20 protein-coding genes and 1 pseudogene are annotated in these 20,457 nt (G+C 45.6%); 9 read left to right on the top strand and 12 right to left on the bottom strand.

Going from position 1 to position 20,457, the window contains the following annotated elements:
• The 4 genes from PV763_RS11790 to PV763_RS11775 all read right to left on the bottom strand — a co-directional run.
• Positions 1-542: IS66 family transposase zinc-finger binding domain-containing protein (locus PV763_RS11790; RefSeq protein ID WP_420937880.1), on the bottom strand; the 542-nt coding region annotated here is incomplete at its 3' end.
• 74 nt (positions 543-616) lie between these two features.
• Positions 617-952: an IS66 family insertion sequence element accessory protein TnpB gene (tnpB, locus tag PV763_RS11785; protein ID WP_016659045.1), complete on the bottom strand. Its 336-nt coding sequence runs from the start codon at positions 950-952 to the stop codon at positions 617-619.
• Positions 949-1,332: a transposase gene (locus tag PV763_RS11780; RefSeq protein ID WP_067727918.1), complete on the bottom strand. Its 384-nt coding sequence runs from the start codon at positions 1,330-1,332 to the stop codon at positions 949-951. The genes tnpB and PV763_RS11780 overlap by 4 nt, the downstream gene beginning before the upstream one ends.
• A gap of 121 nt (positions 1,333-1,453) precedes the next feature.
• Entirely contained in the window at positions 1,454-2,467 is a 1,014-nt protein-coding gene (locus PV763_RS11775; RefSeq protein WP_086044442.1) for a CorA family divalent cation transporter, read from the bottom strand.
• 152 nt (positions 2,468-2,619) lie between these two features.
• Between PV763_RS11775 and PV763_RS11770 the strand changes: the two genes are divergently transcribed.
• A complete protein-coding gene (locus PV763_RS11770; protein ID WP_004732303.1) occupies positions 2,620-3,210 on the top strand; it encodes a TIGR00730 family Rossman fold protein in 591 nt (196 codons plus the stop codon).
• Between the two features lie 30 nt (positions 3,211-3,240).
• Entirely contained in the window at positions 3,241-3,642 is a 402-nt protein-coding gene (locus PV763_RS11765) for an NUDIX hydrolase (protein WP_004732301.1), read from the top strand.
• Between the two features lie 4 nt (positions 3,643-3,646).
• Here PV763_RS11765 and PV763_RS11760 read toward each other — a convergent pair whose 3' ends face one another.
• Together PV763_RS11760 and recG are read right to left on the bottom strand one after the other, a co-directional pair.
• Positions 3,647-4,282, bottom strand: a complete 636-nt coding sequence (locus tag PV763_RS11760) for a ComF family protein (protein ID WP_420937879.1) — start codon at positions 4,280-4,282, stop codon at positions 3,647-3,649.
• A complete protein-coding gene (gene recG / locus PV763_RS11755; RefSeq protein ID WP_004645042.1) occupies positions 4,269-6,314 on the bottom strand; it encodes an ATP-dependent DNA helicase RecG in 2,046 nt (681 codons plus the stop codon). The genes PV763_RS11760 and recG overlap by 14 nt, the downstream gene beginning before the upstream one ends.
• A 33-nt stretch (positions 6,315-6,347) precedes the next feature.
• Between recG and PV763_RS11750 the strand changes: the two genes are divergently transcribed.
• On the top strand, positions 6,348-7,160 hold the full coding sequence (locus tag PV763_RS11750) for an NAD-dependent epimerase/dehydratase family protein (protein ID WP_253137914.1): 813 nt from the start codon (positions 6,348-6,350) through the stop codon (positions 7,158-7,160).
• Positions 7,161-7,273: 113 nt separating this feature from the next.
• Here the strand turns inward: PV763_RS11750 and plsB are convergent, their stop codons facing one another.
• Positions 7,274-9,841 (bottom strand): glycerol-3-phosphate 1-O-acyltransferase PlsB, encoded by a 2,568-nt coding sequence (gene plsB, locus PV763_RS11745; RefSeq protein WP_420937878.1) that lies wholly within the window; start codon positions 9,839-9,841, stop codon positions 7,274-7,276.
• A gap of 282 nt (positions 9,842-10,123) precedes the next feature.
• Here plsB and PV763_RS11740 point away from each other — a divergent pair, with 282 nt between their 5' ends.
• Together PV763_RS11740 and PV763_RS11735 are read left to right on the top strand one after the other, a co-directional pair.
• Positions 10,124-10,996 (top strand): acyl-CoA thioesterase, encoded by an 873-nt coding sequence (locus PV763_RS11740; protein ID WP_004645045.1) that lies wholly within the window; start codon positions 10,124-10,126, stop codon positions 10,994-10,996.
• A gap of 174 nt (positions 10,997-11,170) precedes the next feature.
• Complete coding sequence (locus PV763_RS11735) at positions 11,171-12,418, top strand: dicarboxylate/amino acid:cation symporter (protein ID WP_253137915.1); 1,248 nt, start codon at positions 11,171-11,173, stop codon at positions 12,416-12,418.
• Positions 12,419-12,689: 271 nt separating this feature from the next.
• Here PV763_RS11735 and yihA read toward each other — a convergent pair.
• The 5 genes and pseudogenes from yihA to PV763_RS11710 form a co-directional block, all read right to left on the bottom strand.
• Positions 12,690-13,466, bottom strand: a pseudogene (yihA, locus tag PV763_RS11730) (ribosome biogenesis GTP-binding protein YihA/YsxC); the annotation flags it as partial.
• Positions 13,467-13,570: 104 nt separating this feature from the next.
• Entirely contained in the window at positions 13,571-14,011 is a 441-nt protein-coding gene (locus tag PV763_RS11725; RefSeq protein ID WP_420937877.1) for an RrF2 family transcriptional regulator, read from the bottom strand.
• 88 nt (positions 14,012-14,099) lie between these two features.
• Positions 14,100-15,308: an NO-inducible flavohemoprotein gene (hmpA, locus tag PV763_RS11720; RefSeq protein WP_420937876.1), complete on the bottom strand. Its 1,209-nt coding sequence runs from the start codon at positions 15,306-15,308 to the stop codon at positions 14,100-14,102.
• Positions 15,309-15,460: 152 nt separating this feature from the next.
• Positions 15,461-17,044 (bottom strand): helicase HerA-like domain-containing protein, encoded by a 1,584-nt coding sequence (locus tag PV763_RS11715; RefSeq protein ID WP_420937875.1) that lies wholly within the window; start codon positions 17,042-17,044, stop codon positions 15,461-15,463.
• A gap of 18 nt (positions 17,045-17,062) precedes the next feature.
• The gene (locus PV763_RS11710; protein ID WP_420937874.1) at positions 17,063-18,265 is read right to left on the bottom strand and encodes a PLP-dependent transferase; all 1,203 of its coding nucleotides are present in this window, start codon (positions 18,263-18,265) and stop codon (positions 17,063-17,065) included.
• Positions 18,266-18,428: 163 nt separating this feature from the next.
• Between PV763_RS11710 and PV763_RS11705 the strand changes: the two genes are divergently transcribed.
• The 4 genes from PV763_RS11705 to rplC all read left to right on the top strand — a co-directional run bounded on the left by PV763_RS11705 (position 18,429) and on the right by rplC (position 20,449).
• A complete protein-coding gene (locus PV763_RS11705; protein WP_420937873.1) occupies positions 18,429-19,163 on the top strand; it encodes a type 1 glutamine amidotransferase in 735 nt (244 codons plus the stop codon).
• A 133-nt stretch (positions 19,164-19,296) separates the two neighbouring features.
• Positions 19,297-19,446, top strand: coding sequence for a hypothetical protein (locus PV763_RS11700; protein WP_420937872.1), 150 nt, complete (start codon positions 19,297-19,299; stop codon positions 19,444-19,446).
• A complete protein-coding gene (gene rpsJ / locus PV763_RS11695; RefSeq protein ID WP_000070912.1) occupies positions 19,439-19,750 on the top strand; it encodes a 30S ribosomal protein S10 in 312 nt (103 codons plus the stop codon). The genes PV763_RS11700 and rpsJ overlap by 8 nt, the downstream gene beginning before the upstream one ends.
• Before the next feature lie 60 nt (positions 19,751-19,810).
• A complete protein-coding gene (rplC, locus tag PV763_RS11690) occupies positions 19,811-20,449 on the top strand; it encodes a 50S ribosomal protein L3 (protein ID WP_004645054.1) in 639 nt (212 codons plus the stop codon).
• Positions 20,450-20,457: the final 8 nt, after the last annotated feature.

Raw genomic sequence — 20,457 nt, 5'->3', positions numbered from 1 at the left:
CCACGCACATGCTGTTCCTTATAGAACTGTGCCGGTCTGAAATGCAGTTTTTCACTGATATCTTCGCCGATACGACGGAGTTGGCATCCACAACTGCATTGGGTTGATGCAGGTTCATGCTCGATGCGAATCGTAGGTAAGTGAGTTGGCAATGGACGACGTTTAGGTTTGTTGACTGTGGCTTTGTGTGTCGCTGCATCGGTTTTATCTGCATTTAGCCGTTCCAGTTCCAGATCAACCGCGGCAATATCTTCTTCAACCGCTTCGTCCCATAGATGGATTTGTTTTGCGGTGAGATGTTCGTTTTTACTGCCGAATTTGTGCTGTTTAAATAGTGCGAGCTCATGCTCGTATTTTTGATTGAGAATGGAAAGATGCTGAACTTTGGCATCTAATTGCTGATTGGATACTTCAAGATACTGAACTTTGGTATCTAATTGTTGGTTATCTTCTGCGAGTTGTTGATGCTGCATTGCCAACTGCTGGGTAAATTCCAGCAGTTGTTCATGGGTCAGTTGGCTTAAGTCAGGCAGCGTATTCATGACCGCAGTATGCCTGAGGTCATGAGAAGAATGAAATAGAACGTTTGGAGAATAGCAGAATGGAACAGCCTGGTTTAAAGCATCGTCACCACCTGCTGTCGTCCAATGCGCTGCCAGGGCAAACCTTGGATCAGTGCCTGTAACTGTTCCGGGCTGAGGGCCACGGTTTCACCTTGGTGAACTTGAGCCCAGTGAAATTTGCCCTGTTCCAGCCGCCGGGCACACAGCCAGATGCCCAGTCCATCATGTACCAACACTTTCATACGATGACCACGTTTATTACAGAACAGGTAGGCGCAATGCGGTTTGATGTAGCCAAAGGCTCTCACCACCTGAGCCATGACAGTATCCATTCCTGCTCGCATATCCATGGGCTGGGTAGACAACCAGATTTCATCAATGCGGATCATGTTGCCAGTGCCTTGAGTAATTCTGCCAAGGCAGGTATTTCTGATGTCTGCCATTTTAGCTGAATATCATTATTCGTATGAGGCACGGTGATACACAACGTGATCCTCTCATCAATAGGTTGGCTGATTGCAGCAGTGTAAGGCAAAGCAATAAATGCTGGATTCACATGAGTAGGATCCTGCACGGCACCATCATGATGGCTGAGGATCCTGATCCAACGACTGACAAGGTTGGCATTAATACTATGTTGCAGTGCGACCGAAGCGATCGAGGTATTAGGATTTTTGCAGGCATTGACAATACTGAGTTTGAATTCTTTGCTGTATGTTCTGCGTTTTTTAGCAATAGGAGGTGTTGCTGAATATATATCCATGTTCATGGATTAAGTCCCCACTTGTTTTTAGGTGGGGACTAAATTAAGGCTTATAGGATCGCTTGGTAAGGCTGTGTTAGCCGGATGCTTACCCCTATGGGAGAGAGTTAGAGAGAGGGTGAAGAAATTAAATCCACTTCTTCCATCTAAAGTAAATCAATGGCCCAATCAAAAAGCCGATCAAAATGATACTGACCATAATGAAGCTCATGGTGCCTTGTGCAAAAGGCAGAACTTCGATATTCATGCCATAAATACTGGCGATCAGCATCGGTGGCGCAAGCATACTTGGCAAGATCGAGAATCGACGAATCGTATCGTTCTGTTCCGTGTTAATGAATCCGGACGTGGTATCGAGCAGGAAGCGCACTTTCTGGAACAGGAAGGCATCATGCTCCACCAGCGAGCGCACATCTTCACTGAGTTCTCGGATATCCGCATCATAAATATGACTACCCAAGGCGCGTGGACGAGACAGGAAAGTTAGAACACGACGTAAATCGATCAGACAGAGCTGCGCTTTACCGAGCATATCTTCCAGTTGAGCTAGCCGGGTAATCATGTCATCCAGATCGAGAATCTGCTCACGATGGCGGTTATTCAACACTTCAGTTGAATATTTCTCTAAATCTTTATGTACATCTTCTAGAATGTCGGCCAGTTCATCTAGTTTGGCTTCGAGCAGACCCAATAAAATCCAAGTCGGATCTTTATAATCGATTTCATAATCATTGCGGCGCGCACGGGCACGGAAGGCACGAAAGGCCACCAGCTTTTCGCCACGCAAGGTAAACAGACGGTCCTTATGCAGAATGAATGCTACGGTTTGTACCGTCGCCAGCATGCTGGATTCATCTTCGTTTTCGTTCTCGACCTGATAGTTTTTATTTTTGGTTAAAAAATAGGTACTGATATGCAAAATACCGTCATCATCACGGTAAAATCGGGCACTCGAGGAAATATCTTCCAGCGATTTTAAGGTCGGTAAGTTTTGCGCATAGGCATCTAGAATCCATTGCTGCTCTTCTTGTGAAGGTGCAATCAGATCAAGCCATACTAAATCTGGATGCAGGTCGAAATCACCGTTAATCGTGATATCTTCTAAGCTACCGCGCTCTGTGGCGTAAAAGGCTTCAAGCATGCTGTCTTTTCTCCCTGGCGCAGTATGTGAATTGGAATGGGTGTATTTTAGACAAGGAATTGAATAAAAACACTGATATTAAGCAGTTATTTTTGGAAAAAACGCGCTTGCAGCGATTTCGTACAATATAGCGTCAATTGGAGAGTGAAATGATGAATTCTATCGCAATTTTTTGTGGTTCAGCACTGGGCTCGGATCCTCTCTATGCCCAGATTGCCGAAAAGGTTGGCCAGACCTTGGCAGCAAGGCATCAGACGCTGGTCTATGGCGGTGGTCGCTCCGGTTTAATGGGGATTATAGCTGATAGTGCTTTGGCTGCTGGTGGCAAGGTGATTGGCGTAATTCCAAGACAGCTCGTCAATCGTGAACTGGCGCATCCGCATATTACCGAGCTATTTGTGGTCGATAATATGCATGAACGTAAAACCCGCATGTCGGAACTGGCACAGGGATTTATTGCCATTCCGGGTGGTGCAGGAACGCTGGAAGAAATTTTTGAACAATGGACCTGGGCACAGTTGGGAATTCATAAAAAACCTTGTGCTTTTTTAAATGTAGATGGTTTCTATGATGATTTACTCAAATTTATCCATATGACGACTGAGAAAGGTTTTACCAAAGCGCGCTTTAGCGATGCTTTAATTGTGAGTGATAATCTGGATGATATTTTGCGCCAGTTTGAAAGTTATCAGCCGCCTGAAGCGAAATGGGGTATGGTCGATCAGACCGATCTTGTAAAATAAGCTGTTCACAGCATGATTTATAGAAAATAAATGAAAGTGATTACGGTGGCTGCAGCCATTATTTTAAATGAAGCGCAGCAACTGCTGGTGGTTCGTAAAAAAGGGACGTCCTGCTTTATGCAGGTTGGTGGCAAGCTGGAGCCAAATGAAGCACCAGAAGCAACGATGTTGCGTGAAATTCAGGAAGAAATTGGCACACAGGCACAGATTCAGCAATTCATTGGGCGTTTTGAAACCCAGACGGCGAATGAACCAGATCATCAACTGGTGAGTTATGTCTATTGGGTAAGTCTAGATCAAGCGCCAAAAATTGAAGCGGAAATTGCCGAAATGAAATGGGTCGATCTGGATGAAAAAGAGCTACGACTCGCACCCTTGACCACTGAAATTGTGATTCCTTGGGTGAAGTCGCAGTTACTCGCCCAAGCTTAAATTTTCAGATTTGAGCACCTGCCAGACAGGCTGCATAAACTTTTTGACAGCCCAGTTGTTCAAGTGTTTGGCTCAGTGCTCGAATCGAGCTGCCGGTCGTCACCACATCATCGATAATCAGCACCCGACGGTAACGCAGCTTGGAAATGGTACTGATCTGGAATTGTGATTGGATGTCTTCAATCCGCTCCAGCCGGCTTAGGCCCTTTTGCGAGTGTTGTTTCATTCGTCGAACAGGTTGCCAGATGGGTACATTCAACTGTTTTGCCACATGTTTGGCCAGCACTAGAGATTGATTATAACCGCGCTCAGCCAGACGCTCATTCGAGATCGGCATCGGTACTATCGCACTGACTTTAGGTAGGTCTAAACTTAACAGCACACCTGCCAGTAAATTTTGCAAATGCAGCTTCTGTTCATATTTAAACAGTTGAATCAGCCGGTCCATCGGGTAAGCATAGTCGCAGGCAATCTGGAACTGCATTTCCTGCCGTTGAATGGTTTGATGTGCCCAGGGTAATTGTCGCCAGCAATCTTCACAGACTGAATGAATGGACTGATGATCGGTCAGACAGAGCTGGCAGGGCTGTAAGCAGGTCAGCCAGGATTTTCCATGTTGCAGTAATTTAAACATAGGCATAGCGCGGTGCTTCCGGTAGCCAGCGTTGCAATAATGCTTCGGCCTGATCGGGATAATCCTTGAGCATCTGCTGAGCCACATAATGTGCCTGATTGAGCAGGTGATCATCACGTTCAAGTTTGGCCACACGGAAATTCATGTCCCCGGTCTGTTTGGTTCCAAGCAGTTCACCTGGGCCACGCAATTCCAGGTCTTTCTCGGCAATCATGAAACCATCATTAGTTTCGCGCATGATTCTTAAGCGTTCCTGACCATTTTGAGACAGCGGATGTTTATACAGTAGGGCACAGAAACTGGCTTTGGCGCCACGACCGACCCGGCCCCGTAACTGATGCAATTGAGATAGGCCCAGACGTTCAGCATTTTCAATTACCATGATGGAAGCATTGGGTACATCTACCCCGACTTCGATCACGGTGGTGGCAATCAGGAGCTGTAATTCATTATTTTTAAACTGCTGCATTACCGCCTGTTTTTCATCGGCTTTCATCTTGCCATGTACCAGTCCGATATTCAGCGCAGGAAAGCGCTCGCGAATTTCGGCAAAGGTCGCTTCTGCGGCCTGAGCATCCAGGGTTTCGGACTGTTCTACCAGTGTACACACCCAATATGCCTGCTTACCTTCAGCACAGTTGCTGGCAATCCGTTGCAAGACTTCTTCGCGTCGATCTAATGGAATGGTCACGGTCTGAATCGGGGTACGGCCCGGCGGCAGCTCGTCAATCACCGAGGTATCCAGATCACCATAGGCAGACATGGCCAGTGTGCGGGGAATCGGAGTCGCAGTCATCACCAGTTGATGCGGAGACATACCATCTAGCCCTTTATTTCTGAGTGCAAGGCGCTGATCCACACCAAAGCGGTGCTGTTCATCAATAATCACCAGACCCAGTTTGGCAAACTCGACATTTTCCTGAAACAGGGCATGCGTTCCGATCACCAGATGGGCGCTGCCATCCCGAATCACCTGTTCCGCAGCGGCGCGAGCTTTACCTTTCTGCTTGCCGGAAAGCCAGGCTACATTTAAGCCCAAAGGCTCAAACCAGCGTTTAAAGTTCAGATAATGCTGCTCGGCCAGAATCTCGGTCGGTGCCATCAACGCCACTTGCCAGCCTTCTTCCAGTGCATGGCAAGCTGCGACACCAGCCACCAGGGTTTTACCCGCGCCGACATCGCCTTGCACCAGACGCAACATCGGTTTATTGCTTTTTAAATCCTGCACGATTTCTCTGGATACACGTTTTTGCGCACCGGTCATTTCAAAAGCCAGACTGGCTAAGAGCTGTTTGGCATAGGTTTTACTGGGCGCAAATGAAGGCGCTTCGACTTGCTGAATAAAGGCCCGACGTGTCAATAAACTGATCTGATGCGCTACCAGTTCTTCAAAGATCAGGCGCTGCTGTGCAGGATGTGAGCCTTGTGCTAGTTGCAGCATATTGGCATTGACTGGCGGGTGATGGATATATTCCAGTGCCTGTTTCAGTGCATAACCATTGCTAAATTTTGCTGGCAGTAGTTCAGGCAGATGGTCGCTGTATTGAGCCAAGGCCTGCTGAATATAATCCCGTATTTTGGGTTGGGTCAGGCCTTCAGTCGCAGGGTAAATCGCCGTGAGCTGGGTTTGAGGTAAAGGTGTGTCCTCAGTAATGACTTGCAGTTCGGGATGATACATTTCCAGACCGCGCGCACCGACCCGCACTTCACCAAAAATTCTTAAACGGTTACCCAGTTTGCAGCGGTCAGTAATACCTTTATAGATATGATAAAAACGTAAAGTAACCTTGCCAAAATCATCATCCAGCAGCACAGCCATAGATTTGCGTTTACCGGGTGGAAAATCTACACCTTTAACGATCCCTTCCAGCAGATAACTGCGTCCCACGCTCAATTGATTCATGGGAATGATCGTGCTACGGTCTTCATAGTCACGTGGTAGATGAAAAAGCAAATCATCAGTATTGAAGATATTTAGTTTTTCGAGTAATGAAGCGGCGGCATTGCCAACGCCTTGTAACTGATGGACTGCAGCCATGTCCCCTCAACCAGATTTGTGATTCGGTGCTCAATGCATATTTTATTTACCGGTTATGGTAAAACATCCCGACGTGTGGCTAAACAACTATTTGAGCAAGGTCATCAAATTAGCACAATTAGCCAGAGTCCCAAAACAGATTCATTCGCAACTCATCTGATTCAGGATGTGCATCAACTGGATTTAACAGCAGTTACACCGATTGACTGGGTCTATGTATTACTTAGTCCAAAACAAAGTACGGTTGAAGGCTATCAGCAAACTTATCTGGATTCGGTTCAACCTATTGTCTCTGCCTTGAAACAGCATCCGGTGAAACGGATTGTGGTGGTGTCATCGACACGAGTGTATGGGCAAAATTCCGGTGAAATCGTAGATGACGAAACTGAAATTCACCCGAATGATGCTCAGAGCAAAATCTTGCAGCAGATGGAGCAGGCTTATTTCACTGCTTATCCTGAGAAATGTACCATCATTCGTCCAAGTGGGATTTATGGAGCATCGGTAGAACGCCTACAAAAAATGGCCGCCTCGATGTTGAGATATCCGAATCTGCACTGGTCCAACCGGATTCACATTGAAGATTTATCACGTTTCTTATCACAGATGATTCACGTGGAACATCCTGAAAATTCTTATATTGTGACAAACAACGATCCAAAATTAATGCATGAAATATTGCAATGGTTCCAAAAGCAGATGGGGCTTCCTTTGCTTAAAGTAGAAAGTGAGCAGGTGACAGGTAAGAAGCTTTATGCGACCCGAATGCAGAAAATGGGATTTGAGTTAGAGCATCCAGATTGTTATGAGGATTATTTGGGGTTGATGAGGAAAAATAATTCTTAGCTCCTCCTTGTAAAAGAGGAATATTCTTCCCTTTCTCGAAGGGAGGTCAGGAGAAGGGCTTTTTAAATTACCTCTCCCTAACCCTCTCCTGAAAGGAGAGGGAATAAAAAGCCTTACTTCTTCTTCCGCTTCGCGCGTTTCTTGGCTTGTTCAGCCGCAACTGCATCCAAAGCTTCTTTCAGTTCTTCATCCGTAAAGTCGGTGATGTGATGCAGCATCTGCAACTTCACTTCATCCAGTACCAGATCTGCATACTGCGCCACATTGGTCAGCTGTTCATCAAAGACAATGGCATTGTCTTCATTGGTACATAGATACCCTTTTTGGGTTAATACCTTAATAAAGCTTTGGAATAAGGCTTTATCGAAGAACTCTGGCGAGTTGAACTCGTACAGCACAGACAGGCGCTGACCGACCAGATAACTCAGCTCTTCCACCTGACGGGTCGAAATATTGCCAGAACCACGCTGGGTAATCAGTGCCAAAGTCATGTAATAACGTTCCAGACTTTGGGTTACTGGTGCAGCTAGAACTTCAAGCTGATGATGTGCTTCTGTATTTGGTGCAGGTGCAATCAGGTTTTCACCATCTTGTGTAATCAGTTTTGAGGCAATTAAGCTGTCAATATGCGCATTCACCTGATCCTGAATCTCATCTTCATGCCATTTTAAAAATAGCTCAGCTTTGAGGAACGGATATAGGGTGCTGCTGATATTGATCACATCATGACGGCGGATGGTGCCGTTATGTTCAGTCAGGGCTGCAATCAGGGATGGCAATATAAAAGTATGCACAATATTATTACGGAAGTAAGTTAGCAGAACCGCCTGATTATCCTCAATCGCAATAATATCTCCCAGTACATGCTTCACCCGTTTGATCAGTTTCAGCTTCATTGCATAGGCAATTATTTCTTTGCCTGACAGCGGTGTAACCTGCATGCGTTCATCATAAGGCAGGGCGGTGAGCAAGGTGCGATAGGTATCCAGCTGTTTGATACAGATTTCTTCATCCAGCGTATGTTTTGGCGTGGCCAGCAAGATTAAAGATAATAACGATACCGGATTGATCACGACTGCACTGTTAATATTTTCCAGAATAGCCTGTGCAGAGCTATTCACCGCGTCAGAAACCGCTTGTGGAACCGGATCATCGTTCTTTTCGATCTTGATATTTTCTGCACCATGCTGTTTCAGGATATCATCCAGAAATACCGGTTTACCAAAGTTCAGGTGCACCTTGCCAAAAATACGTTCAATCTTGCGCAGGGTTTTCAAAATACCAAAAATAGACTCGGCTTCTTTTGGCTTACCACTCATCTCACAGACATAGGTACCACCTTCCATTAGGCGTTCATAGCCGATATAGGTCGGTACAAATACAATCGGTTTGGACTTGCCACGTAAATGACCATGCACGGTCATTGCCAGCATCCCGGTTTTTGGCGGTAGCAAACGACCGGTACGTGAACGGCCACCTTCAATAAAATATTCTAGCGGGGTATTACGTGACAGGACGCTATACAGATATTCTTTAAACACCGTAGTATAGAGCGCGTTGCCGCGGAAAGTACGGCGAATAAAGAAAGCGCCACCACCACGTAAAATCTGACCGACAAAAGGCATATTGAGGTTATCGCCCGCAGCAATATACGGCACCATCAAGCCACGGCGATAGATCACATAAGACAATAATAAATAGTCAATGTGACTGCGGTGACATGGGGTATAGACAATTTCATAATCCTTAGCCAATTCACGCACGGTACTGAAATTATGGACTTCTACGCCGTCATAAAGCTGGGTCCATAAGCGGGTCAGCGCTTTATCGGCAAAACGTACAGTAGAATGAGAATAATCGGAAACGATTTCGTTCAGATAACCGATGGCACGACGTTCAGATTCCAGCATCGAGATTTTGCTACGAATACTGTCATTGCGAATCGCTGCCTGTACATCGGGTGATTTGATCAGACCGTGCATGACATTGCGACGGTCAGACAGATCCGGTCCAAGAATCACTTCGCGCTGACCATCCAGATAATCATTTAAAGTGCTGACAATATAAGTCGCCGGCGCTGAATTTGGATGAGTCTCTTTGGCAAAGTTAATCAAGGTGCGTAAAGACTGTGGTTCATGGAACTCTAAATAAGACTGGCGACCATGCAGGCCGATATTGACCAGTTGCTTGACCCGGCTTGGTGTAGACCAGGTATCGGTAAATAATAACTTAAACCAGGAATCTTCTTTCTCCGGTTCACGTCCCCAAAGTACTGTTACCGGTACCAGTTCGACATCCAGTTCAGGATGCTGTTCCAGGATTTCAATCAGGCGTAACAGGCGCGGCGGGAAAGCATGCGGTGGTGAGCTGAGCAGATTATTTTCATCATGATGCTGTAAAAACAGTACCGATGCTTTTTCCTTATTATTGCCCAGTTGCATTGGATCAAGTGCAGCCGGCAATTTTAAGCGTCGCGTTTCTGCATCGACCACCAGTGCATTACTACGCGAATGGTTCTGTAAAACGTAGCAGACCAGTTTCTGCGATTCTGCTGCAGTCTGATCAGATTCAGGCGCTGTCACTTCACTTGGTACTTCCCCAAGAACATGAGGGGTAACCACAAGATCAAGTAACTTACTTGAAAGCTTGCGATACATTTGACCAAAGCCATTCTTGGACATAGCTGCTCCTAATTTTACTGACCAAAACCACAGGACTTCTGAGGGAATTTATTTTGCGGGTTTCTAAAGCGAAACAATATATCTTTTTTTAACAACTTCAACAGAAGTGCTTCAATTTTAGCGTGAAAGCAGGTGCTTTTCCTAGTCACTTATGACATCAGTATGACAGAACAGTCATGCAAACTTTAGAGTTTCGGTCTGATTTTGTGGCAGAATATTCCAGATCAATTATTTAGATCCGTTTTTCCATTTTGGATATCTCCAATATTAGATAGGTTGCTTATGAATGCCTTAACACAGGAACTGGTCGAGCTGCTTAGCTTAGAAAAGTTAGAAGAAAACATTTTCCGGGGAATCAGCCGGAATCTGGTGGGCAAGCGCGTGTTCGGTGGGCAGGTTTTAGGGCAGGCACTACGCGCCGCGTCTTATACCACAGATCGTCCAGCACATTCATTACATGCCTATTTTCTGTTTGGCGGGGATGTCAATGCACCGATTATTTATGAAGTGGATCGTATCCGTGACGGCAAGAGCTTTGTCAGCCGTCAGGTGCGCGCTATTCAGCATGGCCGTACCATTTTCATGTGTATGGTGTCTTTCGCGCATCAGGAAGAAGGGCTAAATTACCAGATTTCAGAGCCTGAATATCCACCGGCAGAAAGCCTGAAAAATGAAGCGGAACTGATCAAACAGATTATTGAGTTTATTCCGGAAAATGTCCGTGCATCTTTCACTCGTGATCGTCATGTGGAAATTCGTCCGGTCAATCCGCAAAATCCATTCCAGCCTCAACCTGAAGCACCGTCTTATGCGCACTATATCCGTACGCATGACCGTATTGCTGCAGAAGTCGATCAGATCTCCTTGCATCAGGCTATTGCTGCTTTCTATTCTGATTTTACCTTGATGACCACAGCGCTTCGTCCACATGGTCTGAGCTATATCTCGCCAAGTTTGCAATGTGCCAGTATTGACCATGCCATGTACTTCCATAAACCGTTCCGTGCGGATGAGTGGATGCTTTACGATATGGATGCCACCCAAAGCGCCAGTTCGCGTGGCCTGAATTTTGGCCGGATGTGGCAGAACGGTGAGCTGGTCTGCAGTACCTCTCAGGAAGGCTTGATCCGTTTACGTGAAATCGAAACACAGTAATTTTTCTTCCTGCTCAAAAAGTCGAATCCCTGATTCGGCTTTTTGTTTTTAAGCCGGATGAAAATGGCCATTTGATATCATGTCCTCACGCCGCGTTTATAAAATATTACTCGATTCTGTAGAATTCGCATGGCATAGTGCGGCTTAAGATCAATATTAAAAATGCATGAAAAGATGAGCTTAAATACGCAAATTCTAATTGCCGCCGTATTGGGGGTGCTGTTTGGATTTCTATTGACGATATTTCCGCAGACCTCATTTTTTGATGTCAGCTTATATGGCATCGGTATCGTCAGCAGCATTTTTATTGGCTTGTTAAAAATGCTGTTAGTGCCGCTGATTTTTAGCTCGATCGTGGTCGGCGTATCCAATCTGCAGGCGGGTGGGCAGCTAAGCCGCACCTGGAAAATCACCCTGATGTGCTGTGTGACCACCACCACCTTGGCGCTCATTTTAGGTCTGGCGTGTGCGCATTTGTTTGATGTCGGTAAGGGTGTTGATGTGCTGATGTTCCAGGATGCCATGGCGCAACATCAAACGCCAGATACCCTGACACCTTCATCTTTCTTTACCAATTTTATTCAGAATACCCTGATCAATCCGTTTAAAGCTTTTGCCGATGGCAATGTCTTGGCGGTGGTAGTCTTTGCCTTATTTGTTGGTGTGGCACTGGTGGCAGGTGGGGATAAGTTTCGTACTGTGCGCAAGCTGAGTCACCAGTTTTTCGAAATCATGATGTTGATGATTGGCTGGGTGATGAAACTGGCACCGCTTGGTATTTTTGCCTTATTGGCTAAATTAATTGCCACTGAAGATGTTTCAGTCCTCAGTCGTCTGGCTGAATTCGCTGCGGTGGTTACCGGCACGACGATTTTTCATGGCATCGTGGTCTTGCCTTTATTGCTATGGGTTTTCGGCAAGATGGATCCGGTCACGTTCTTTAAAGGCACACGAGCTGCTCTGATTACTGCCTTTGCTACCAGTTCCAGTTCGGCCACCATGCCCTTGTCAATGAAATGCACACAGGAAAATTTAGGAGTACGTCCACATACCGCAGGCTTTGTGATTCCACTTGGTACACAGTTGAATATGGATGGCACAGCACTGTATGAAGCGGCAGCAGCATTATTTATTGCCAATTTAATGGGGCTGGATCTGAGTCTGGGGCAGCAACTGGTGGTCTGCGCCACGGCGATGATTGCATCCTTAGGTGCACCAGGAATTCCGAGTGCCGGTATGGTGACCATGATCATGGTCTTGCAGTCGGTCGGTTTGCCTGCCGAGGCGATTGCTATTCTTTTACCGATCGACCGTTTACTGGATACCGTACGCACAGTCGTGAATGTTCAAGGGGATATGATGATCAGTGTGGTGGTGGACCGGCATACGCGTGAACCCGATCTTCAAGCTACAGATAGCTAAAACATTTAAAAAATAAAAAAAGCAGGCCATTGGTCTGCTTTTTTTATAAGGTAAGTTTTAATAAATCCAGAACTCCCAGACCATTGCGGTGATATGGATCTTAATCCGGTGAATGCTTATTCTGATTCAATTCATCTGCCGCTTTAAGCTCGGATTGATCCTGCTCAAGCAATTCCAGCGGTTCTTCAGCTTCATTTAAATCATGAGTCGATACTTCAGCATGCTCAGAATCAGCTTCACTAAGCTCGAGCTCTTCAAGCGGTTCATCAGATTCATTCAAATCATGCGCTGATGCTTCCGGAATGCTGTCCAGATCATATTCAGATGCTTGATCTAAGGTAAAGTTCAAACGGCCACCCATGACGCTGGCCAGTTCTTCCAGACCTTGCTTATTCATAGAGGAGAACAGTTGAATCGAGAAATCCAGCTTCATCTTTTTCAATGCCGCTTTGACTTCCTGCAAGGCTTTAGACGCAGGGCCGCGGTTCAGTTTGTCAGATTTGGTTAGCAAGACATGCACGAACAATTTACGTGAATAAGCCCATTCCAGCATCATCACATCAAAGTGCTGTAGCGGATGACGAATATCCATGAGCAGCACCAGACCCTGTAAACTCTTACGATGAATCAGGTAATTTTCTAGTTCTTTTTGCCAGACAATTTTCATGGCTTCAGGAACGGCAGCATAGCCATAGCCGGGTAAATCGACCAGACGCTGATCAGGATTGCCCAGACTAAAAAAGTTGATCATCTGGGTACGGCCCGGTCTTTTTGATGCACGTGCCAACTGTTTCTGGTTGGTCAGGGCATTAATCGCACTGGATTTACCTGCATTAGAGCGGCCCGCAAAAGCAATTTCATAGCCTGTATCTTCAACACACAGATTGAGTTTTGGTGCACTCATTAAAAATTCGGCTTTGCGTAGCCAGTTGAGTGAGCGCACAGCATATTCAGTAATGGCAGAATCAACTTTTTTCTCGTAGCTGATCTTTTGCTTAGGCGCATGGGCTGTCTTACTGTTTTTGGATTTTCCTCTGCTGTGGTGCATAACTCAACTTCAATAAATGATCTACAAAGAAGCATTATAAAGGAAGTCGCACAGGCAAGCGAACTTTGCCGCAAGAATAAGTCACAAGATGTGAGCTGCAGACTTTAAAGATTAACCAGGCTAATGGGAGACTGGGTACTGAAACGTACATTTTGTGGCGTAATGACATCTTGAAGCACGTATTGATCCAGGGTGGTATAAAACTGTTCCACTGCATCATCTAAAATGCCTTTCAAACCACAGGTCGGGCGTAATACACAGGGCGGGTTATTACATTCCACCACATTGCTGTCGCGCTGCAAAATCCGCACAATCTGTCCCAACTGCAGGTTCAGGCTGAGGGGATTTAAACGTATCCCGCCACCTTTACCACGTGTGGTGATGAGCCAGTCCTGTTTCGCCATAAAATGCACGATTTTCATGGCATGATTTTGCGAAACCTGCAAGCGCTCGGCAAGTTCTGCAATGGTATAGGGAAGATCACGTGGCTGTGCGACATACATTAAAATTCGCAGTGCATAGTCAGTGAATTTATTCAGTTGCATGATAATACTGATGTTTTTAAGTAAAAAATTAGGGTTAGTCTAGTATAACCAGACTAACCCTCTCTTTATTTTATGCTGACCCATCGGGTTAGTGCTTAACGCCACCTGTACCAAACGCTTCACTGTGAATATTTTCAGCAGGAATGCCACGAGCTACCAGTGCCTTTTGCTGTTCAGCCATAAATGGCATTGGGCCGCAGAGATAGTAGTCGGCATTGACGGGTAACAATGCACTATCTACGGTGCTTAAATCCAGACGTCCAGCGACATCATAATCCTCACCTAATTTATCGCTTGCATGCGGGAACTCATAAGCGGTAAATGTGCTGAGGCGTGGATATTTTGCTTTTAAGTCCTGAATATGCTGATGCATTGCATGTACTTGTTTGCTGCGGCAGGCATGGAGGAATGTCACAGGTTGTGGCATATCCAGAGTCACTAGCTGATTTAGCATAGCAATCATGGGAGTCAGGCCTACACCACCACTGATAAACACATTGCGTTTATTTGGGTCAATCAGGTAAAAGTTCCCTGTCGGTGCAGACACTTCAATTTCTGAACCTTCTGGCAGGCCGTGGAGTGTATTCGACACCCAGCCTGGGACCAAATCACCTTTTTGATCTTCACGTTTTACCGAAATACGTAAATAATTCGCTTGTGGACAAGTTGAAAGCGTATATTGACGAGGTTGTTTTAAGCCAAGTTCTTCAACGAAAACACGTACAGAAATATATTGACCAGCTTCGTATTTCGGCAATTCACCGCCATCGACAGGTTCAAGATAGAACGAGGTAATTTCACTGCTTTCCTGTACTTTTTTCGCAATTTTAAAATTACGCCAGCCTAACCAGCTACCTTTGGTTTGTTGATGCTGATCATAAATCGCTTTTTCAGTACTGATGAACAGGTCGGCCAATTGACCATAAGCTGCTGCCCAAGCGCCAATCAATGGGTCGTCCATTGAAATGCTTAACACTTCACTGATGGAATGAAGCAGGTTTTCACCGACAATATTATAGTCAGGGGCTTGAATGTTTAAGCTCACGTGTTTATGTGCGATAAGCTCAACTACTGGTAAAAGTACAGATGGGTCTTCAATATTTTCAGCATATGCCAGAACCGCACCTGCTAAGGCTTGCGCCTGAGCACCACTACGCTGGTGACCCATGTTGAAGGTTTCTTTTAAGTCAGGATTATTACCCAGCATACGGTTATAAAAATAACCAGTCAGGGCTACGCCATTTTCGCGGAGTACAGGAACTGTTGCTTTTACTAGGTCAATTTGCTGCGGAGTCATGTTTGATCTCTCATGGCGGTTATTTATAAGATGTATTTAAATTACATCTTTTAGAATAGCTTGACAATACCTCATCAGCATATAGCCCTAAAAAAATTATGGGATATTAAAATATCCCATAAGAATGATAAAAATGATCGGAGATAGGTGAGTTATCTTTTGCCAAATAATGAGCCGAGTAAACCGCGGACAATTTTCTGCCCGGTGCTGCCGCCAAGGCTGCGTGCCGCACTTTTAGCAAAGGTACCTACAATGTCTTGAGTGAGTTTTTCACGTTGTTTTGCTGCACGTTCTGCTTCCTTCTGTTGCTCACGTGCCAGACGTTCCTGTTCGCGGACTTGCTGCTTGGCAAATGCTTCCTGCTCTTTTGCTACCTGCTTGGCATAAGCTTCTTGCTCCTTGGCTTGCTGTTTGGCAAGCTCCGCAGCCTGAGCTTGCTGCTGACGTTCAGCGACTTTGTTTTGCAGCATTTCATGCGCACTGTCCCGGTCGACTTGCTGCTCATAAATCCCGGCCACAATGCTTTGCTGCATGAGAGCCTTGCGTTCTTCAAGCGAGATCGGTGTAAAGGATGAATGCGGCGGCATGACCCAGCCACGCTCTACTATTTGCGGAATGCCTTTTTCATCTAGGCAACTAATCAAAGCTTCACCGACAGCAAGTTCGGTAATGGCATCCTGAACTTTAAATTCTGGATTAGCTCGGAACGTATCTGCTGCGGTTTTTACTGCTTTCTGATCTTTCGGGGTAAAGGCACGCAGGGCATGTTGAATGCGGTTACCCAATTGTCCTAAAACGCTTTCAGGCAAATCCAGTGGGTTTTGCGTCACAAAGTAAATCCCAACACCTTTAGAGCGAATCAAACGTACGACTTGTTCGATTTTTTCTTGCAGGGCAGGGCTGGCATTATCAAATAAGAGATGGGCTTCATCAAAGAAGAACACCAGTTTCGGCTTGTCCAGATCACCCACTTCAGGCAATTGCTCAAACAGTTCGGACAGCATCCAAAGTAAGAAGGTGGCATACAGTTTTGGTGTGTTCATCAGCTTGTCGGCAGCAAGCAGGTTGATATTGCCGCGACCTTGGCTGTCAGTTTGCAGAAAATCCATCAGATCCAGTGCCGGTTCACCAAAGAACTTGTCGCCGCCCTGATCGGCCAGAGCCAGCAAATTACGCTGAATCGCACCCAGACTGGCAGGAGAAAGGTTGCCATAGTCCGCTTTAAAGTCTGCAGCATGTTCGTTGACATAACTCAGCATGGCCTTTAAATCTTTAAAGTCGATCAGTAATAGTCCTTGATCATCCGCAATACGGAAGACTGCCGACAATACACCTTCCTGAGTGTCATTCAGATTTAGAATACGTGCGAGAAGCAGCGGGCCAATTTCGGAAATGGTGGTGCGAATCGGATGGCCTTGCTCACCAAATAAATCCCAGAACACCACAGGTGAGGCTGCAAAATGGATGGAGTTGATATTCAGACTTTTAATACGTTCATCAAATTTGGGATTGCTTGCTCCGGCTTTTGCCAAGCTGGATACATCCCCCTTGGCGTCAGCCAAAAATACAGGTACACCAATCCGGGAAAAGCTTTCTGCCAGTACCTTTAATGTTACGGTCTTACCGGTACCGGTTGCGCCGGCAATCAGGCCATGACGGTTGGCAAGCTGAGAATGCAGTACGATATCCTGGGTGGTATCGGCGGTTTTTTTAGCAATAACGATTGGTGTACCCATATGATTTCCTGTTGTTATCTATTCATTTTTAACTTTTTTCACTTGTTCTAAGGCATGCTGGATATCTTGAATCAGATCTTCCGGATGTTCTAGGCCAATACAGAACCGCACCAGCAGGCCGTCTTTCAAATGTGAATGTTCCAGCACACGCATGTCTTTTAAGTTATATAACATGACCAGGCTGACAGGACCACCCCAGCTAAAGCCAAGCTTAAACAGTTTTAAGCTGTCACAGAAATTGCGGATATCTTGCAGTTGATGTTTACTGTCAAAAATTACACTGACCAGACCGGCACTATGGCCTTGTTGGCAAATTTCTTTCCAGTATGAGTAGCTTGCGTTGTCAGGATCGGCCGGATGTAGCACCTGTATAAATTCAGATTGATTCTTCAGCCATGTCAGTAAGGTCAGCGCGTTTTTCGATTGATGTTCATAGCGAAGCTGCATGGATGCTAGGCTGCGTTGTATCTGTGCCACATCATCGCCAGAAACACTGATGCCCTGAATGGCGTGCGTACGGAATAGTTTGTTATGTAGTTCTTTATCGCGCGTGACCACTGAACCCATCAGGATATCGCCACCACCGCTTGGATATTTGGTCAGTGCGTGGACCGTGATATCTACACTTAAATGCTCTTCCCCTAAATCAAACGCATTAAAAGCCAGACCTGCACCCCAGGTATTATCCAGTGCCGTCAGAATATGGTGTGCCTGGGCTTTTTTGATCAGACTGTTTAGGTCTGGGAATTCCAGCGTGACTGAGCCAGCAGCCTCAAGCCAGATCAGTTTGGCCTTATCTGTAGGCTGAAACGTTTCAACCTGTATCGGATTGTAGACTTTGACTGTAATTCCATAACGCTTTTCCAGATTGCGTAAATGCTCCATGTTCGGACCATAGATATTATCGGCCACCCAGACTTCATCTCCCTGACTTAAAAAGCAAGAATTCACGAGATTAATCGCGGATAAACCACTCGGTGTGAGCAGGTGATAGACCCCGCCTTCGAGTTGGGCAATGTTATCACCCAGGGTAAATGTTGTAGGTGTGCCATGAGTGCCATAGCTATAGTCATAATCATCGGTCCAGTGGCGATTAAACAGGGCATCGGTGCTGTTGAAAATAATGGTTGATGCACGATAGAGGGGAGGCTGAATGGTGGAAATCGATTGAGGGGCCTTTCGTGGTGCATGAATCAGGCGGGTTTGAGGATTTTGTTTCACGTGAATGCGCTCAAATGTAATCAAATATTACTCTAGCTTAAGAGAATCTGTGACTCACTGCCAGTTACGTTGTGAATTGTTTAAAAACGGCAGGTCTTGGAAAAAGTTGGCTTCATTTTTGCAAAACCTAAATCCATATAGCTAAAAAAATAGGTGGGGGTTCATGAAGTCGCATTTAAAAGTGCATTATTTTCAGCATATTGCTGGTGAAGGTTTTGGTAGTTGTTATGAATTTATAAAGCAGCATCAGGCGCAAATTACAGCGACTGAATTTTTTGCTTTACCCGTGGATCGTACTCTGGAGATCGAGGCGCTGCCTACAGTGGAAGAGGTGGATTTGCTGATCATTATGGGCGGGACCATGAGTGTGAATGATGAAGCAAATTTCCCTTGGTTAAAAATAGAAAAACGCTGGTTGCGTCGCTATCTCTCCCATGGTAAACCGGCAATTGGCCTGTGTCTGGGTGGGCAGTTAATAGCAAATGCCCTGGGTGCGGGGGTGAGTCGCAATCCAGAGCAGGAATTGGGTTGGACCACAGTACATCGAGTCGCTAATCTGCCGGAAAGCTGTTTTAGCTTGCCAGAGCAGTTTAATATTCTGCAATGGCATAATGAAACCTTTGAATTACCCAAAGGGGCAGTCCATCTGGCAGAAAATGAAGCCTGCCGGAATCAGATGTATCAATTGGGCAGAAATGTTTTGGGCTTTCAGTTTCATCCGGAAATTACTCCGGAAACCCTGGAATTGTTTTTGGAAAATGAAGAAGAGCTGGCACAGTTTTCAGGAAAATATGTGCAAAACTTATTTGAATTAAAAAATTCCACCAAGCATAAATTTATTGAAGGAAATCAGATATTAAATCGTGCCATAGAGTATGTTTTGGCCAGAACCGCCTAATGTTTATACAATAAACTCTTGTTTTAATGCATAAATTGAAAACTTGGATAAAACCATAAAAGAGATTTGCTTATGCATTAAACAATGGTTATAATGAGCGACCCTTCGATATGAGGGGTGTTGGTAACACAAGATGTGCATTACCAACTATCGTTACAGTCGTGGCATCGATCATGACCTTAGTGATATTTCACTGCTCTTGACACTTGCTCTACTTGGTGGGGTGGGATGCGTCATGAGTGATTCTTTATATATTTGGCTTGGAGTTTACTGGTATGTCTAACCAGAGAATTCGTATCCGTCTTAAGTCTTTTGATCACCGTCTAATTGATCAATCAGCTCAAGAAATCGTAGAAACCGCAAAACGTACTGGCGCACAAGTGTGTGGTCCAATTCCAATGCCAACACGCATTGAACGTTTTAACGTTTTAACATCACCACACGTAAACAAAGACGCGCGTGACCAGTACGAAATCCGTACTTACAAGCGTTTGATCGACATCGTTCAACCTACAGACAAAACTGTAGATGCATTGATGAAGTTAGATCTTGCAGCTGGTGTTGATGTTCAGATCGCATTGGGTTAAGGCTTTCGGGTTAATTAACACTCTAAGTTAATTAGGCCGCTTTTTTAGAGGTTTATGCACATGGCTATTGGTTTAGTCGGTCGCAAGTGCGGTATGACACGTATCTTTACAGATGCTGGTGTTTCTGTGCCTGTTACAGTGATTGAGGTTGATCCTAACCGCATCACTCAAATCAAAACGCTTGAAACTGATGGTTATCAAGCGATTCAAATCACTACTGGTGAACGTCGCGAATCTCGCGTAACTAACGCTCAGAAAGGCCACTTCGCGAAAGCGGGTGTTGCAGCTGGTCGTCTAGTTCAAGAATTCCGTGCTACAGAAGCTGATCTTGAAGGTCGTGAAGTTGGTGGTACGCTTACCGTTGAATTGTTCCAGGTTGGTCAAGTTGTTGACGTAACTGGTCAATCTAAAGGTAAAGGTTTCCAAGGTGGTGTTAAGCGTTGGAACTTCCGTACGCAAGATGCAACTCACGGTAACTCAGTTTCTCACCGTGTTTTAGGTTCTACTGGTCAAAACCAGACTCCTGGTCGCGTATTCAAAGGCAAAAAAATGGCTGGCCATTTAGGTGCTGAACGCGTAACTACACAGGGTCTTGAGATCGTTGCTATCGACACAGAACGTTCAGTTCTAGTTGTTAAAGGCGCGGTTCCTGGTGCTACTGGTGGCGACGTAATCGTTCGTCCTACGATCAAGGCCTGAGGGGAAAT

Source organism: Acinetobacter sp. AS5 (assembly GCF_048957595.1).
Taxonomy (GTDB): Bacteria; Pseudomonadota; Gammaproteobacteria; order Pseudomonadales; family Moraxellaceae; genus Acinetobacter.
The sequence above is the reverse complement of the archived record's forward strand: the minus strand, read 5'-3'. Positions and strand labels throughout refer to the sequence as shown.

What these genes read in the sequence shown, in the direction of transcription:
- tnpB (WP_016659045.1), bottom strand. Translation starts at nt 952, where the DNA reads ATGATCCGCATTGATGAAATCTGGTTGTCTACCCAGCCCATGGATATG.
- PV763_RS11780 (WP_067727918.1), bottom strand. Translation starts at nt 1,332, where the DNA reads ATGAACATGGATATATATTCAGCAACACCTCCTATTGCTAAAAAACGC.
- PV763_RS11775 (WP_086044442.1), bottom strand. Translation starts at nt 2,467, where the DNA reads ATGCTTGAAGCCTTTTACGCCACAGAGCGCGGTAGCTTAGAAGATATC.
- PV763_RS11770 (WP_004732303.1), top strand. Translation starts at nt 2,620, where the DNA reads ATGAATTCTATCGCAATTTTTTGTGGTTCAGCACTGGGCTCGGATCCT.
- PV763_RS11765 (WP_004732301.1), top strand. Translation starts at nt 3,241, where the DNA reads ATGAAAGTGATTACGGTGGCTGCAGCCATTATTTTAAATGAAGCGCAG.
- PV763_RS11760 (WP_420937879.1), bottom strand. Translation starts at nt 4,282, where the DNA reads ATGCCTATGTTTAAATTACTGCAACATGGAAAATCCTGGCTGACCTGC.
- recG (WP_004645042.1), bottom strand. Translation starts at nt 6,314, where the DNA reads ATGGCTGCAGTCCATCAGTTACAAGGCGTTGGCAATGCCGCCGCTTCA.
- PV763_RS11750 (WP_253137914.1), top strand. Translation starts at nt 6,348, where the DNA reads ATGCATATTTTATTTACCGGTTATGGTAAAACATCCCGACGTGTGGCT.
- plsB (WP_420937878.1), bottom strand. Translation starts at nt 9,841, where the DNA reads ATGTCCAAGAATGGCTTTGGTCAAATGTATCGCAAGCTTTCAAGTAAG.
- PV763_RS11740 (WP_004645045.1), top strand. Translation starts at nt 10,124, where the DNA reads ATGAATGCCTTAACACAGGAACTGGTCGAGCTGCTTAGCTTAGAAAAG.
- PV763_RS11735 (WP_253137915.1), top strand. Translation starts at nt 11,171, where the DNA reads ATGAGCTTAAATACGCAAATTCTAATTGCCGCCGTATTGGGGGTGCTG.
- PV763_RS11725 (WP_420937877.1), bottom strand. Translation starts at nt 14,011, where the DNA reads ATGCAACTGAATAAATTCACTGACTATGCACTGCGAATTTTAATGTAT.
- hmpA (WP_420937876.1), bottom strand. Translation starts at nt 15,308, where the DNA reads ATGACTCCGCAGCAAATTGACCTAGTAAAAGCAACAGTTCCTGTACTC.
- PV763_RS11715 (WP_420937875.1), bottom strand. Translation starts at nt 17,044, where the DNA reads ATGGGTACACCAATCGTTATTGCTAAAAAAACCGCCGATACCACCCAG.
- PV763_RS11705 (WP_420937873.1), top strand. Translation starts at nt 18,429, where the DNA reads ATGAAGTCGCATTTAAAAGTGCATTATTTTCAGCATATTGCTGGTGAA.
- PV763_RS11700 (WP_420937872.1), top strand. Translation starts at nt 19,297, where the DNA reads ATGTGCATTACCAACTATCGTTACAGTCGTGGCATCGATCATGACCTT.
- rpsJ (WP_000070912.1), top strand. Translation starts at nt 19,439, where the DNA reads ATGTCTAACCAGAGAATTCGTATCCGTCTTAAGTCTTTTGATCACCGT.
- rplC (WP_004645054.1), top strand. Translation starts at nt 19,811, where the DNA reads ATGGCTATTGGTTTAGTCGGTCGCAAGTGCGGTATGACACGTATCTTT.